At 72.0% G+C, this 12818-nt stretch carries 13 protein-coding genes; 6 read left to right on the top strand and 7 right to left on the bottom strand.

Features of this window, described 5'->3' with window-relative positions:
- Positions 1–127 precede the first annotated feature (127 nt).
- Positions 128–442 carry a MazG-like family protein gene (locus tag ACFQ7Q_RS35795; protein WP_383562675.1) on the bottom strand — a complete coding sequence of 105 codons (315 nt, stop codon included), beginning with the start codon at positions 440–442 and terminating at the stop codon, positions 128–130.
- A gap of 143 nt (positions 443–585) precedes the next feature.
- Here ACFQ7Q_RS35795 and ACFQ7Q_RS35790 point away from each other — a divergent pair, with 143 nt between their 5' ends.
- Positions 586–909, top strand: a complete 324-nt coding sequence (locus tag ACFQ7Q_RS35790; protein WP_383562672.1) for a nuclear transport factor 2 family protein — start codon at positions 586–588, stop codon at positions 907–909.
- Between the two features lie 35 nt (positions 910–944).
- Here the strand turns inward: ACFQ7Q_RS35790 and ACFQ7Q_RS35785 are convergent, their stop codons facing one another.
- Positions 945–1700, bottom strand: coding sequence for an SDR family oxidoreductase (locus tag ACFQ7Q_RS35785; protein WP_383562669.1), 756 nt, complete (start codon positions 1698–1700; stop codon positions 945–947).
- A 135-nt stretch (positions 1701–1835) separates the two neighbouring features.
- On the opposite strand from ACFQ7Q_RS35785, the gene ACFQ7Q_RS35780 reads away from it, so the two are divergent.
- The gene (locus ACFQ7Q_RS35780; protein ID WP_383562667.1) at positions 1836–3467 is read left to right on the top strand and encodes an alkaline phosphatase D family protein; all 1632 of its coding nucleotides are present in this window, start codon (positions 1836–1838) and stop codon (positions 3465–3467) included.
- Here ACFQ7Q_RS35780 and ACFQ7Q_RS35775 read toward each other — a convergent pair.
- A complete protein-coding gene (locus ACFQ7Q_RS35775) occupies positions 3454–4464 on the bottom strand; it encodes a Gfo/Idh/MocA family protein (RefSeq protein ID WP_383562664.1) in 1011 nt (336 codons plus the stop codon). The genes ACFQ7Q_RS35780 and ACFQ7Q_RS35775 overlap by 14 nt on opposite strands.
- A gap of 76 nt (positions 4465–4540) precedes the next feature.
- Here ACFQ7Q_RS35775 and ACFQ7Q_RS35770 point away from each other — a divergent pair, with 76 nt between their 5' ends.
- Positions 4541–5812, top strand: coding sequence for a Bcr/CflA family multidrug efflux MFS transporter (locus tag ACFQ7Q_RS35770; protein ID WP_383562681.1), 1272 nt, complete (start codon positions 4541–4543; stop codon positions 5810–5812).
- An 81-nt stretch (positions 5813–5893) separates the two neighbouring features.
- Positions 5894–6877, top strand: a complete 984-nt coding sequence (locus tag ACFQ7Q_RS35765) for a small ribosomal subunit Rsm22 family protein (RefSeq protein WP_383562661.1) — start codon at positions 5894–5896, stop codon at positions 6875–6877.
- A 235-nt stretch (positions 6878–7112) separates the two neighbouring features.
- On the opposite strand, the gene ddaH is transcribed toward ACFQ7Q_RS35765, so the two are convergent.
- On the bottom strand, positions 7113–7937 hold the full coding sequence (gene ddaH, locus ACFQ7Q_RS35760) for a dimethylargininase (RefSeq protein ID WP_383562658.1): 825 nt from the start codon (positions 7935–7937) through the stop codon (positions 7113–7115).
- A 145-nt stretch (positions 7938–8082) separates the two neighbouring features.
- Here ddaH and ACFQ7Q_RS35755 point away from each other — a divergent pair, with 145 nt between their 5' ends.
- Both ACFQ7Q_RS35755 and ACFQ7Q_RS35750 read left to right on the top strand, forming a co-directional pair.
- Positions 8083–8703, top strand: coding sequence for a TetR/AcrR family transcriptional regulator (locus ACFQ7Q_RS35755; RefSeq protein WP_383562655.1), 621 nt, complete (start codon positions 8083–8085; stop codon positions 8701–8703).
- 113 nt (positions 8704–8816) lie between these two features.
- A complete protein-coding gene (locus ACFQ7Q_RS35750; RefSeq protein WP_383562652.1) occupies positions 8817–9587 on the top strand; it encodes a bifunctional DNA primase/polymerase in 771 nt (256 codons plus the stop codon).
- Between the two features lie 217 nt (positions 9588–9804).
- On the opposite strand, the gene ACFQ7Q_RS35745 is transcribed toward ACFQ7Q_RS35750, so the two are convergent.
- From ACFQ7Q_RS35745 to efeB, 3 genes are all read right to left on the bottom strand, one after another.
- Positions 9805–10713 carry a hypothetical protein gene (locus ACFQ7Q_RS35745; RefSeq protein WP_383562678.1) on the bottom strand — a complete coding sequence of 303 codons (909 nt, stop codon included), beginning with the start codon at positions 10711–10713 and terminating at the stop codon, positions 9805–9807.
- A complete protein-coding gene (efeU, locus tag ACFQ7Q_RS35740; protein ID WP_383562649.1) occupies positions 10670–11638 on the bottom strand; it encodes an iron uptake transporter permease EfeU in 969 nt (322 codons plus the stop codon). Before efeU ends, ACFQ7Q_RS35745 begins: the two co-directional genes overlap by 44 nt.
- A 25-nt stretch (positions 11639–11663) precedes the next feature.
- Positions 11664–12818 (bottom strand): iron uptake transporter deferrochelatase/peroxidase subunit (efeB, locus tag ACFQ7Q_RS35735; protein ID WP_383562646.1); only part of this gene is annotated, 1155 nt, incomplete at its 5' end.

The following is a 12818-nucleotide window of genomic DNA, read 5'->3' as shown; positions in this document are numbered from 1 at the left end:
GGTGCACCACCCGACGGGGGCTTCTCCCTTTACGGGAGGCGACCCTGGCCGTTTCCGGGAGGCGACGCTGCCCGTTTCCGGGAGAGCGACGCCGGCCGCTTCCGGAGGCGACGCCGCCCGGTACCGCTCACTCCGGCAGCGACCGCTCAGCGACCCGTCGGACGTTGCCCGCGAAGACCTCGGAGGCGTCCGGGGTGAGCGTCCGCAGGGCCACCATCGCCGTGATGATCACGTCGCACAGCTCGGCCTCGACGTCCTGCCAGGTGTGGCTCGTTCCCTTGCGCGGGTTCTGGCCGGTCGCGCCGATGACGGCCTCCGCCACCTCGCCGACCTCCTCCGAGAGCTTCAGGACGCGCAGCAGGACGTCCTGTTCGGGCGGGAGGGTGTGGTGCGAGGAGATCCAGGCCGTCAGGCGGTCGATGGTGTTCCAGGTCTCGTCCATGAGGCCGAAGCCTGCCAGTCGCGGCCTGCCGGTCGAACTTCGCCGGTCCGCTCGCCCAGGTGGCCGAGTCCGGCCACCGGCGCGCGCCACAGTCCCGGCCGAGGTACGCCGGGAAGCGACCGGTCCGGTGTACCCGTAGGCCCATGACCATCCCCGTGGACAAGATCGGCGATCCCGCCGTGCGCGCCTTCGTCAGTGCGCTCAACGCCAATGACCCCTCAGCCTTCCAGGCCGCCCTCACCCCCGGCGCCACCATGTCGGACGACGGGTCCGACCGCGATCTCCAGGAGTGGACCGAGAAGGAGATCTTCTCCTCACGCGGCCATATGGAGATCGAGTCCGCCAAGGACGACGGGCGGTCCCTCGTCGCCCGCTACCGCAACGACACCTGGGGCGAGATGCGGACCGCCTGGCGGTTCGTCGTCGAGGACGGGAAGGTCGCCCGCTTCGAGACCGGCCAGGCCTAGGGCGGAGCGCCGGGTAGGGGGCGGGGTCCCGTCCCCTACCCCCGGCCGATGTACGGCATCGCCGTCGCCATCACCGTCGCGAACTGCACGTTCGCCTCCAGCGGCAGCCCCGCCATGTGCACCACCGTCGCCGCCACGTCCGCCGCGTCCATCACCGGCTCCACCGCCAGCTCCCCGTTGGCCTGCAGGATCCCCGTCTGCATCCGCGCCGTCATCTCCGTCGCCGCGTTCCCGATGTCGATCTGACCGCACGCGATCCGGTACGGGCGCCCGTCGAGCGACAGCGACTTCGTCAGGCCCGTCATCGCGTGCTTCGTCGCCGTGTAAGCGATCGAGTTCGGGCGCGGCACATGGGCCGAGATCGAGCCGTTGTTGATGATCCGGCCGCCCTGCGGGGACTGCTCCTTCATCGCCCGGTAGGCCGCCTGGGCGCACAGGAAGGCGCCCGTCAGGTTCACGTCGACGACCGAGCGCCAGGTCTCGTGGTCCAGGTCCTCCACCGGGACGCCGCCGCCCGCGAACGTACCCGCGTTGTTGAAGAGCAGGTCGACCCGGCCGAACCGGTCCCGTACCGCCTCGAACAGGGCCGTCACCGCCTCCGGCGAGGTCACGTCCGTCGGTACGCACAGGACGTCGGCCGACGGGACGGACGCGGCCGTCTCCTCCAGGGGCTCCCGTCGGCGGCCCCCCAGCGCCACCGACCAGCCCGCCTCGGCCAGGGCCCGTGCCACGCCGCGGCCGATGCCCGAACCCGCTCCCGTCACCACTGCGATGCGCGACTCAGTACTCATGGGCGCGCAGCGTACGGCAGACGCGTGCCCCATGAACTCATCCGTCCGACACGTGGATGTTCTGTACCCGACAACGTGACGTCGCCCCGCCCCACTCGAATACCGGACGGACAACATCCGCCTGGGGAGGGGTACATGACACACACTCAGCAGTACGACGGCGAATTGCGGGCCGCCGCCCGCCACTTCGGCCGCCGTCGCTTCCTCACCGTCACCGGGGCCGCCGCTGCGCTCGCCTTCGCGGTCAACCTGCCGGCCGCCGGCACCGCGAGCGCCGCCGAGCTGAACCCCGCGCGAATCGCCGAGAACCCGTTCACCCTGGGGGTGGCGTCCGGCGACCCGCTGCCCGGCTCCGTCCTCCTGTGGACCCGGCTCGCGCCGCGCCCCTTCGAGACCGACGGCGGACTGCCCCGTTCCCGCGTCGCCGTCCGCTGGGAACTCGCCCACGACGAGCGCTTCACCCGGACCGTCCGCCGCGGCACGGTCACCGCGCACCCCGAGTTCCAGCACAGCGTCCATGTCGAGATCGACCACCTCGACCAGGACCGGGTGTACTTCTACCGGTTCCGCGTCGGCGACTGGATCAGCCCCGTCGGCCGCACCCGCACCGCGCCCGCCGCCGGCGCCCGGATATCCGGGCTCACCCTCGCCGCCGTCTCCTGCCAGGCCTACCACGACGGCTACTTCACCGCGTACGGACATCTCGCCCGGGAGGACGTCGACGTCGTCTTCCACCTCGGCGACTACCTCTACGAGTACGCGGTCAACGCCACCGGCGGCGCCCGCGCCTACACCGACCGGCGCCTGCCCGCCGTCTTCAACCGGGAGACGATCACCCTGGAGGACTACCGGCTGCGGTACGCCCTCTACAAGTCCGACCCGGACCTGCAGGCCGCGCACGCCGCGCACCCCTTCGTCGTCACCTGGGACGACCACGAGACCGAGAACAACTACGCGGGCGAGATCCCCGAGAACGACGTGCCGCCGGAGGAGTTCCTGCTCCGCCGCGCCGCCGCCTACCGCGCCTACTGGGAGAACCAGCCGCTCCGCAGGCCCCAGCAGCCGGAAGGGGCCGACATGCGGCTCTACCGCCGCCTCCGCTTCGGCAGGCTGGCGCAGTTCGACATCCTCGACACCCGTCAGTACCGCTCCGACCAGGCGTACGGCGACGGCTGGCAGGTACCCGGGCCCGAGTCCGAGGACCCGAGCCGCACCATGACCGGCGCCACCCAGGAGCGCTGGCTGCTCGACGGCTGGCGCGACTCGCGCGCCCTGTGGAACGTCCTCCCGCAGCAGGTCGTCTTCGCCGAGCGGCGCAACGTGCCCACGGCCGACTTCAAGCTGTCCATGGACTCCTGGGACGGCTATCCGGCCTCCCGCCGGCGCATCCTGGACGGCGCGGCGGCGGCCGGCGTGGAGAATCTGATGGTGCTCACCGGCGACGTCCACGTCGGCTACGGCCTCGACATCAAGGCCGACCACCGCGACCCCGCGTCCCGGACCCTCGGCACCGAGATCGTCGCCACCTCCATCGCCAGCGGCAAGGACGGCGCCGACCGGCCCGCCAACTACGACGCCCTCACCCAGGCCAACCCGCACATGAAGTTCTACAACGGGCGGCGCGGCTATGTGACGGTCGCGCTCGGCCGGGACAGCGCCCGCGCCGACTTCCGTACGGTCTCGGCCGTGACGACCCCGGGCGCCCCGGTCGCCACGGCCGGCTCCTACGTCACGGAGGCGGGCAACCCGGGTCTCAAGCCCGCGTGACCGACAGTTCGGACGGATAGCGGACGCCGACGCGGTCCCGTACCGCGTCGAGCGTCCGCATCACCGCCAGCGAACCCTCCAGCGGCACGAGCGGGGACTCGGTCTCGCCCGCGCGCAGGCAGCGCATGACCTCCGCGGCCTCGTGGCGCAGGGAGTGCGGATCGTCCTCGTTCACGAACTCCTCCGGCTCCCGGCCGGCCCGGTGCAGTGTGAACCGGTCCAGGAAGAAGAAGCCCCGCGGAATGTCGATCCGGCCCTTCGACCCCGTCACCGACGCGGTCAGCGGGGTGTCCGCCACGAGCGAGCACGACAGCAGCGCCGAGGCGCCGGAGTCCCAGCCCATCAGCATCCCGGTGTTCAGGTCGACGCCCTCGGGCGAGAGGAGCGCATGCGCCTGCACCGAGTCGGGCTCGCCGAGCAGCAGCTGCGCGAACGAGACGGGGTACACCCCGAGGTCCAGGAGCGCCCCGCCGCCCACCGCCGGGTCCCGCAGCCGGTGGTCCGCGGCGAACGGGCCCGCGAGCCCGAAGTCCGCCTGTACGCTCCTGACCTCACCGATCGCTCCGTCCGCGATCAGCTCGCGGATGCGCCGGATCAGCGGGTTGCAGTACATCCACATGGCCTCCATCAGGAAGAGGCCACGCTCCCGGGCGAGGGCGACCAACTCCTCCGCCTCGCCCGCGTTGAGCGTGAACGCCTTCTCGCAGAGGACCGCCTTGCCCGCCTCCAGGGCGAGCCCGGCGGCCGCGCGGTGGGCGTGGTGCGGAGTCGCCACGTACACCACGTCGACGTCGGGGTCGGCGGTGAGCGCGGCCCATTCCCCGTACGCCCGCGGTATCCCGAACCGGTCGGCGAAGGCCTTCGCCGACGCCTCCGTACGGGAGGCGACGGCCACGACCTCCGCGCCCGCCGTCGTCAGCAGATCGGTGGTGAACCGGGCGGCGATCCCGCCGGTCGCCAGCACACCCCACCGCACGGTCTTCCCGGACGTTCCCATGCCCCACCCCAAAAGGTCTCGACCATCCCGGACGAGCTGAGAGCATAGGGAAAGTTTCAACGAAATGGAGCAGTCGATGCCGGAGAGCGGCCGGACCAGCACGAAAGATCACATAGTCGAAGGGCCGGTCGTCGCGGCCCGGCGCGCGGGGCTGCTCGTCACCCTGGTCCTCGGCGGACTCACGGCCCTGCCCCCGCTCTCCATGGACATGTACCTGCCGGCCCTGCCGGAGGTCACGGAGTCGCTGCGCTCGCCCGCCGCGACCGTCCAGCTGACCCTGACCGCCTGCCTCGCCGGCATGGCGCTCGGCCAGCTCGTCGTCGGTCCCATGAGCGACAAGTGGGGGCGCCGGCGGCCGCTGCTCATCGGCATGATCGTGTACGTCGCCGCCACCGCGGTCTGCGCGCTCGCGCCCTCCGCGGAACTCCTCATCGCCTTCCGTCTGCTCCAGGGTCTGGCGGGCGCGGCCGGCATCGTGATCGCCCGGGCCGTGGTCCGCGACCTGTACGACGGCGTCGACATGGCGCGCTTCTTCTCCACCCTGATGCTGATCTCCGGCGTCGCCCCGATCATCGCCCCGCTCATCGGCGGCCAGATCCTGCGGATCACCGACTGGCGCGGGGTCTTCTACGTCCTCACCGTCATCGGGGTCCTGCTCACCGTGGTGGTGTGGAAGTTCCTCGCCGAGACCCTGCCGCCCGAGCGGCGGCACGCGGGCGGGGTCGGCGAGGCGCTGCGCACCATGCGCGGGCTGCTCGCGGACCGGGTCTTCACCGGCTACATGCTGGCCGGCGGGCTCGCCTTCGCCGCGCTCTTCGCGTACATCTCGGCGTCCCCGTTCGTCGTCCAGGAGATCTACGGTGCCTCGCCGCAGACCTTCAGCCTTCTCTTCGGCCTCAACTCCATCGGGCTCGTCGCCGTCGGCCAGATCAACGGCAAGCTGCTGGTCGGACGTGTCAGCCTCGACAAGGCTCTGGGCTGTGGGCTGAGCGTGATCCTGCTCGCCTCGGTGGCGCTGGTGCTCATGACGAGCGGCCTGTTCGGGAAGGTGGGTCTCGTCCCGATCGCCGCCGGTCTCTTCGTCCTGATGTCGGCGATGGGTCTGGCGATGCCGAACACCAACGCGCAGGCCCTGATGCGAACCCCGCACGCGGCGGGCTCCGCGTCCGCGCTGCTCGGCACCTCGTCCTTCCTGATCGGCGCGATCGCCTCGCCGCTCGTCGGCATCGCGGGGGAGGCGACGGCCGTCCCCATGGCGGTGGTGCAACTGGTCTGCGCGATCGCGGCGCTCGGCTGCTTCCTGACACTGTGCCGCCCGTGGCGGAAGGCGCAGCCGCAGGATGCCTGAGTCGGCCGACGCGGGTCGGCCGGGGGCCGTGGTGTGCGGGCGGGGGGTCGGGCGGGGTTCTTCGGCGCCTAAAATGTGGAGGTGAACGCCTCCCCCTCCCTCGCCTCCGGTGACACCTTGCGCGTCGCCCTCGCCGGGCTTCTCGGCGGGCTGCCGCCGCGTCAGGCGGCCCAGGCCGTCGATCGGCTGATCGCCAGCTACCGGGGGACGACCCCGACCGACGCCCCCGTGCTCCGCGACCGCTCCGACGTCGCCGCGTACGCCGCGTACCGGATGCCGGCGACCTTCGAGGCGGTACGGGCGGCGCTCGACGCACTGCGGGACGCGGCGCCCGCGTGGGAGCCGACGACGCACACCGACATCGGCGGCGGGACGGGCGCGGCGAGCTGGGCCGTCGCCGAGGCATGGGACAACTCCCCGCGCACGACGGTCCTGGACTGGGCGGCGCCCGCGCTCGCGCTCGGGCGGGAGCTGGCCGCCGGGGTGTTCGAGGCGGAGTGGCGACGGGCCCGCATCAGCGGAGCGCTGAAGCTCGACGAGACGGACCTCGTGACGGTCTCGTACGTCCTGAAGGAGCTCACCGAGGCCGACCGCCGGGCCGTCGTGGCCGAGGCAGCCCGCGTGGCGCAGACCGTCGTGATCGTCGAACCCGGAACCCCCGACGGCTACGAGCGGATCATCGCGGCCCGCACGCTCCTCGTCGAGGCCGGCCTCACCGTGGCCGCGCCGTGCCCGCACAGCGGCGCGTGCCCGATCGAGCCGGGCGCGGACTGGTGCCACTTCGCGGCGCGGGTGAGCAGGTCGTCGCTGCACCGGCAGGTGAAGGGCGGCTCGCTGCCGTACGAGGACGAGAAGTTCAGCTACGTCGCGGCGACCAGGTTCCCCGTGACGCCGGCGGTGTCCCGGGTGACCCGGAAGCCCCAGATCCGCAAGGGCCAGGTCCTGCTGGAGCTCTGCGGCGCGGAGGAGACGGGCCTCACCCGCGAGACGGTCACCAAGCGCCACGGTGCGCTCTACAAGGCCGCACGGGACGCCGAATGGGGCGACGCCTGGCCCCCGGAGTAACGGAGCCGGGGCGAGCCCCGGTCGCCGGAGTCGCAGAGTGGGGCGATGCCCCCGGCCCCGGAGCGACGGCCAGCGCCCCCGGCGCGCGGGTGCCGGAGCGGCCGAGTGGGGCGGTGCCGGGCCCGAAGCATCGGAGGCCCGGCCGACACGCGGGCCCGCGAAGCCCGACGGTCGGCGTTGCCGAGTGGGGCGGGGCCCCGGCCCCGAGCCGGGGCCGGGGCATCGCCCCGGGGTGTCAGGAGCGGAGCTCCTGCGTGCAGCACTTCACGCTGCCCCCGCCCTTGAGGAGTTCCGACAGGTCCATCCCCAGCGGCTCGAAGCCCCGGTCACGGAGCGGGGCGTAGAGCCCCACCGCCGCCTGCGGCAGCAGCACATGGCGGCCGTCGCTCACCGCGTTCAGGCCCAGCGCCGCCGCATCGGCCTCCGTCGCCAGCAGGGCGTCGGGGAAGAGCCGGGCGAGCACCGCCCGGCTCCCGGCCGAGAAGGCGCCGGGGTAGTACATGACCTCGTCCCCCTCCGCGTCCAGGACACTCAGCGCCGTGTCCAGGTGGTAGTAGCGCGGGTCCACCAGCTCCAGGCCGATGACCGGGCGCCCGAAGAACTCCTGTGCCTCGTGGTGCGCGAGCGGACTGGAGCGGAAGCCGCGGCCTGCCAGGATCCACGACGCGGTCACCGCGAAGTCGCCCTCGCCCTCGTTCACGTGCTCCGGCACCCATACCTCCGGGTAACCGTTCCTGCTGAACCAGTCCCGGTGCGCCGTCGCCTCGTCCGTACGTTCCGGATAGGCGAACTTCGCGCCCAGCACCCGTCCGTCCACCACGGTCGCGCCGTTCGCGGCGAAGACCATGTCCGGCAGGCCGGGGTCCGGGTCGAGGAGCTCGACGGTGTGGCCGAGCGAGACGTATCGGGCCTGCAGGTCCTCCCACTGTGCGAGGGCGAGCGGCAGGTCGACCGGTTTGGTGGGGTCCATCCATGGGTTGATGGAGTACGTCACCTTGAAGTGCGTGGGTGGGCACATCAGATAACGGCGGGGCGAGGCCTCGCGCGGAGTCAGGCGCAATGAGGGCTCCTCACGGACGAAGTGAGATGGTCGGACGGAGCCCATGGTCCGCCTTCCATCGCCTGCGCGCAGTGGACCGTTCGGGTGGTTCGACTGAACATCATGTAGCGAGACGCATCGTCTCGCCCGCTGCTAGATTGGACGCATGTCCGACACCAAGGCCCCCGACGCCTCCCGCCGCAGCGAACGCTCCCGCCGCGCCATCTTCGACGCCGCCCTCGCCCTCGTCTCCGAGGCCGGCTACGCCAAGACCACCATCGAGGGCATCGCCGCCCGCGCCGGCGTCGGCAAGCAGACCATCTACCGCTGGTGGCCCTCCAAGGCGGCCGTCCTGCTGGACGCCTTCCTCGACCTCGCCGCGCAGGCCAACGAGGCCCTCGGCGGCGACGCCGAGAGTGAGATCCCCGACACCGGCGACCTCGCCGCCGACCTGAAGTACGTGCTGCGCGCCACCGTCGACGAGCTGAACAACCCGACGTACGACGCCCCCTCCCGCGCCCTCGCCGCCGAGGGCATCGTCAACGCGGAACTCGGCGCCCAGTTCGTGGAGCGGCTCCTGGAACCGCAGCTCCAGCACTACGTACGCCGCATCCAGGCCGCCCAGGCCGCCGGGGACGTCGACCCCGCCGTCGACCCCCGCATCGCCCTCGAACTCCTCGTCGGCCCCCTGAACCACCGCTGGCTGCACCGCACGCTGCCGCTCACCCACGCCTACGCCGACACCCTCGTCGACTACGCGCTGCGCGGGCTCGCGCCCAGGGCGTAACCCCGTTACGTACCCCGGTTGGGGACTCCGGTCACCTGAAGCATCGGAAGATGCGACGATGGGCAGAGCCGAACGGGCGAGCACAACGGGCTAGCGCAGGTGTGAGGGGATAGATGGGCGACGGTATCGGCCGCTACCGCGGCACGGAGAGCAAACTCGCGCAGTGGCTGCGCAGGCGTCCGAAACGCACAGCGGCGGACGACGAGAGCCACCGTGTGAAGCTGCTCCTGGACGCCGCTGCCGCAGGTCTGCCCCTCGCCCCCGCCGCGTACCCCGTCGGATACCGCTGCTCCTGTGAGCGCATCGGCTGTCCGACCCCCGCCCGGCACCCCGTCTCGTTCGCCTGGCAGACCCAGTCGACCACCGACCGCGCCCAGATCGAGCGCTGGGCCCTGGGCGAGCCCGAGGCCAACTTCATCACCGCCACCGGCATGGTCCACGATGTCCTCGACGTCCCCCTCCAGGCCGGCCGCGCCGCCCTGGAGCGACTGCTCGCCGAGGGCATCGACGTCGGCCCCGTCGCCGAATCCGCCGAGAGCGCGGGCGACGGCGGCCGGATGCTCTTCTTCACCGCCACCCGCGGTACTCCCGAGGACGAGGACGAGTGGTGGCCCTGCGAGCTGGACTGCCATCCGGAGACCATGGCCGAGCACCCGGGGCTGCGCTGGCACTGTCGCGGCAGCTACGTCCTCGTACCGCCGGCCCGGCTCATCGGTGACGAGGACGAGCAGCCGGCTCTCGCCTGGGTCCGCGGCCCCGAGCACGCCCTGCCCGACCCGCTGAACCTTCTGGAGACCCTCACCGACGCCTGCGCCCGGCACGCCGCCGAGCAGGGTGAGCAGCACACCGGACACGAGGTGGCCTGGCCGCTCGGCCGCCGCTGAGGGCCGACGGCCCTCAGGGGAGTACGAGGCGGGGGCGGCGCGACGAGAGCCGGGAACAAGGGGCCGGTGCAACGAGCCCGAGCCCGGAAGGCGACCCGCCACGAGCCCGAGGCCGGAAGCCCGAGACTCACGAGTCGGCACGCCGCGAGCCCTGGCCAAGAGCTCAGGGCCGGGACCCGGCACTGCCGGTCAGGGTGGCCACGGGGCGGTCCTGCCGCTACGAGCCCTTCGCCCCCGTCACGCCCTGGAGCCGGCCCGCGACCGTGACCCCGTCCTGTTCCGTGCCCGTCGGCTTCACCAGGACGGCCTGGCTCGACACCCATTCCTTGGTGACCGTGTTCTTCACCTCGCCGGTCAGCAGCGCCTTCACATCGGGCGTGACCTTCGGCCGGTAGCCCTGCGCCGCCGTCTGCCGCTCGAAGTAGCGCGTCGCGAAGAAGACCAGCGCCCCGCCGTCCTCCGTCGCGAGGCCCAGCGGCGCGAAGTCCCCGGCGTCGGCGACCTGGTCGATGTACTGCGTCGCCAGGCCCACCCGCTTCGCGGCCTTCTGCCGCTCGTCCCGCCACTCGGTGGTGTGCGGACCCGCCGCGAACTGGCCCTGCTCCCCGCCGCCGAGGAGCGAGACATAGCTCTGCCCCAGATCCTTGGGCGCCACCGCCAGCTCGGCGGAGTCCGCGTCGACCGGTACCGCGTACCCGCCGTCCGTCTTGAACGCCGGGATCTCGTCCGGGGTCAGGATCGCCAGGTACGCGGCCTCCCACAGCTGCTCGGAGCCGTTGCGCACGAAGACGAGAAGCCAGCGGTTGTCGCCGCTGCCCTGGTCGGTGTCCCGGTTGGAGTCGGTGTCCACGACGAACCAGCGCGGCCAGCCGGCCTTCTTCGGCAGCACGAACTTCGCGTCCGTCAGCTCCAGCGGCCGGTGGGCGGGGTTGCCGTTCGGGCTGGTGATCGAACGGGACTTCAGACCGGCCTGGTTGATCGCCCCCAGCGGCCCGGTGACCCGGCCGGCGTCGAGCGCCGGATCGTACGCCTTGTCCGCCTTGTTGTAGGACTCGGTGAAGTCCTTGAGGGCCTGCTCGGCCTCACTCTTCGTCGCCGCCGGGAGCAGTTCCCGCTCGCCGTGCACCGTCACGCAGCCGCTCGCCGTCAGCGCCAGCACGGTCGCCGCCGTCGTCGCCACGAGTGCCCTCGACGGTCGCCTCAGCCTTCTCATCGATCGCCTTCTGCTTCTTCACCGGCACGGACGGACCCGACCCTACCGGGGCCAGGAACAGTGCGAGCGTCGGGACCAGATACAGCGCCCACACCGTGACCTGAAGAACCGTCGGATCGGGCTGGAAGTTGAAGACTCCCTTGAGGAGCGTTCCGTACCAACTGTCCGGCGGAATCGTCGCCGAGACGTCGAACGCCTTGTTCGCGAGCCCGTCCAGGAAGCGCGCCTCCTGGAGGTCGTGCACGCCGTACGCGAGGACACCGGCCGCCACCACGACGAGCATCCCGCCCGTCCAGGTGAAGAACCTCGCCAGGTTGATCCTCAGCGCCCCGCGGTAGAACAGCCAGGCCAGGAGCATGGCCGTCGCGATGCCGAGCAGCACCCCGATCAGCGGCGCGGACGTGCCGTCGGAGGAGGCCCGTACCGACGCCCAGACGAACAGCGCGGTCTCCAGGCCCTCGCGGCCGACCGCCAGGAAGGCGGTGGTGACCAGCGCGCCCGTGCCCATTCGCAGCGCCGCGTCCAGCCTGCCGTGCAGCTCCGCCCTCAGATGCCGGGCGGTGCGGCGCATCCAGAAGACCATCCAGGTCACCAGGACGACGGCGAGGATGGACAGCGAACCGCCGAGCAGCTCCTGCGCCTCGAAGGTCAGCTCCTGCGAGCCGAACTCGAGTCCGGCACCGAAGGCCAGCGCGATACCGACCGCGACCCCGATGCCGATCCAGATCGGCCTCAGGGCCTCACGGTGGCCCGTCTTCACCAGGTACGCGATGAGGATGCAGACGACCAGGCCGGCCTCCAGGCCCTCGCGCAGGCCGATCAGATAGTTGCCGAACACGGCGTCTCCTTGTCTCCGTCCGCGGCTACGAGAACAGTGCCCGGCCCCACCAGTCGTCCTTGTCGCGGACGCCCGGCGGGACGGCGAACAGGGCCGAACCCACGTGCTGGATGTACTCGTTGAGGACGTCCGCGCGGGCCAGCGAGGTCTGCACCGGGACGAAGCCGGTACGGACGTCACGCTGGTACGCGAGGAAGAACAGGCCCGCCTCCAGACGGCCGAGACCGTCCGTGCCGTCCGTGAAGGAGTAGCCGCGGCGCAGGATCGTCGCCCCGTTGTTGGAGTCCGGGTGCGCGAGCCGGACGTGCGCCTCCGGCTTCATCGCCTTCAGGAACGGTTCGTCGTGCTCCTTGGCCTTGCCGACCGGCGCTCCCTCGCGCTTGTCGCGACCGAAGATGTCCTCCTGCTCCTGGAGCGGAGTGCGGTCCCAGGTCTCGACGTTCATCCGGATCCGGCGGGCGACGAGGTACGACCCGCCGGTCATCCAGGCCGCCCGGCCCGGGGCGTCCTGGGCGGGGACCCACACGTGCTTGTCCAGGGCCGCGGTGTCGGTGCCCGCGATGTTGCGGGTGCCGTCCTTGAAACCGAACAGATTTCGCGGGGTCTGCGCGTCGGGCGTCGTGGATGACGTCTTGCCGAAGCCCAGCTGCGACCATCGCACCGCCACCTTGCCGAAGCCGATCCGTGCGAGGTTGCGGATCGCGTGCACCGCGACCTGCGGGTCGTCCGCGCATGCCTGGACGCACAGGTCGCCCCCGCTGCGCGCCGGGTCCAGGTTGTCGCCGGGGAACTTGGGCAGGTCGACCAGCGCGCCGGGCCGCCGGTCCTTCAGACCGAAGCGTCCGTCGAAGAGGGAGGGGCCGAAGCCGATGGTGAGGGTGAGCCGGGACGGCTTGAGACCGAGGGCCTCGCCGGTGTCGTCCGGAGGGGCCTCCGGCAGACCTCCGTAGGCACCCTCGCCGACCTCGTGACCGGCCGTCATGCGCTCGGCGGCCCGCGTCCAGTCCTTCAGGAGCTGGACGAGCTCGGCGCGGTCCCGCGTCTTCACGTCGAAGGCGGCGAAGTGCAGCCGGTCCTGGACGGCCGTGGCGATACCGGCCTGGTGCGGCCCGTGGAAGGGGACGGCCGCGCCGCTGTCGGCGACGGGCGCGGCGCCGGCCCCGCCACGGGTCAGCGCGAC

It is taken from the genome of Streptomyces sp. NPDC056527 (genome assembly GCF_042794475.1).
In the GTDB taxonomy this organism is placed as follows: Bacteria; Actinomycetota; Actinomycetes; order Streptomycetales; family Streptomycetaceae; genus Streptomyces.
This window is presented reverse-complemented; position numbering and strand designations above follow the sequence as displayed.